The sequence below is a fragment of the Candidatus Melainabacteria bacterium RIFOXYA2_FULL_32_9 genome (assembly GCA_001784615.1).
Lineage (GTDB): Bacteria > Cyanobacteriota > Vampirovibrionia > Gastranaerophilales > UBA9579 > UBA9579.
In genome coordinates this window covers 9,021-9,653 of the sequence record MFRQ01000084.1, presented here as the reverse complement: position 1 = coordinate 9,653, position 633 = coordinate 9,021, and the positions used below count along the sequence as shown (strand labels likewise).

Annotated in this window: 1 protein-coding gene; it reads left to right on the top strand. The window is 30.2% G+C overall.

Annotation, left to right across the window (positions count from 1 at the left end):
• The first annotated feature begins 98 nt into the window (after positions 1 to 98).
• A complete protein-coding gene (locus A2255_10555; GenBank protein OGI20211.1) occupies positions 99 to 581 on the top strand; it encodes a pantetheine-phosphate adenylyltransferase in 483 nt (160 codons plus the stop codon).
• Positions 582 to 633: the final 52 nt, after the last annotated feature.

The window sequence follows — 633 nt, the reverse complement described above, 5'->3', positions numbered from 1 at the left end:
TAGCAAATTGTAAGGAAAAGTTAAGTTTTAATTTTATGTTAATTGTATTCTATTGTATAATTCAAATTTAGTTCAATATATGCGAGATGGGGTAAAAATTGACAGTAGCAATATATCCGGGAAGCTTTGACCCTATTACAAATGGTCACATTGATGTACTGCACCGTGCATCAAATCTTTTTGATCATGTTATTATTGCTGTATTGATAAACCCTTCAAAAATCCCATTTTTATCAATTGATGTTAGAATGAATTTAATAAGGGAATCAATTACCGATTTAAAAAACGTGGAGGTTGATAGTTTCGAAGGCTTAACTGTAGATTATGCAATTAAAAAAAGTGCTAAAGTTCTTATTAGAGGCTTGAGAGCTATATCTGATTTTGAACACGAAATGCAAATGGCACAAATAAATAAAACCCTTAAGCCTGAGATAGAAACTATATTTTTAGTCCCCAAAATCGAATATAATTTCCTAGCCTCAAGCCTTGTGAAAGAAGTAGCCTTATTAGGCGGCGATGTATCACAACTTGTACCAAAAGCAGTCAACGAACATTTAAATAAATTAAAAAACTCTAGATGATAAAATAGAATAAATATCAAGAAAATATGAATTATAAAAGGTGAGGTAATAA